At 38.1% G+C, this 680-nt stretch carries 2 protein-coding genes; one reads left to right on the plus strand and one right to left on the minus strand.

The features are described from left to right. Window positions 1-192 (plus strand): toxin-antitoxin system HicB family antitoxin (locus ACFIKG_RS09685; protein ID WP_375652241.1); only part of this gene is annotated, 192 nt, incomplete at its 5' end. Between the two features lie 75 nt (window positions 193-267). On the opposite strand, the gene ACFIKG_RS09690 is transcribed toward ACFIKG_RS09685, so the two are convergent. After that, complete coding sequence (locus ACFIKG_RS09690) at window positions 268-546, minus strand: hypothetical protein (protein ID WP_375648910.1); 279 nt, start codon at window positions 544-546, stop codon at window positions 268-270. Between the last annotated feature and the right edge of the window lie 134 nt (window positions 547-680).

Here is a 680-nt window from a genome sequence, read left to right on the forward strand (position 1 = left end):
ATTATGGACCTTGTTTCAGAAGTTGTTGAGGACATGCAACATAATGGAGAAGAAGTTCCTGTGCCTTTGTCACATGGTAAATACAGTGGTAAGTTTCAATTAAGAATACCACCAGAACTCCATAGAAAACTTGCAATACAAGCCGCTGAAAATGGTGTGAGTTTAAACAGATACATTTCTTCTAAACTGTAATTTTCTCTTGATAAATATTCGTTTTTAACCACCTCCCCATTGTTGAGAACGGGGAGGGGAGTTCTATTTTTTTAATTAAGCAACCTTTTTAATGGGGCTCTCTAAAGTAGGAGCATAAGCTTGCAATAACGGATTCATGCTATGCGGTAGTTCTGAAGTTCCAAAACCTGTAAGAACTGCTAGAATCTTTGTAATATTCGGCACTTCATCTTGAAGTTTTACAATCAAAGCTTTTTCTACCACCCCCATGATGTCAACCAGAGCACTACAATTTTTATCATCTACATATTCACAATTGACAAACTGAAACAACGTTATCCACAAATCGCATAAGAAGTTAGTATCTACCTTCATTGCACACCCCCAAAGATTTGTTCTCTCAAACATGCCAATCCTCTGGAGGTGATTTTCGTTGAAGGCAGGACCTTTTCTGTACCATCCGGTCTTTGAATGGTAATAGCGGGACAATCCATAAAGCCTTTCTTGAT

It is taken from the genome of Bartonella sp. LB28NMGDW (assembly GCF_042194435.1).
Lineage (GTDB): Bacteria > Pseudomonadota > Alphaproteobacteria > Rhizobiales > Rhizobiaceae > Bartonella > Bartonella grahamii.

Coding starts and splice junctions, on each gene's coding strand:
- ACFIKG_RS09690 (WP_375648910.1), bottom strand. CDS start 546: ATGAAGGTAGATACTAACTTCTTATGCGATTTGTGGATAACGTTGTTT.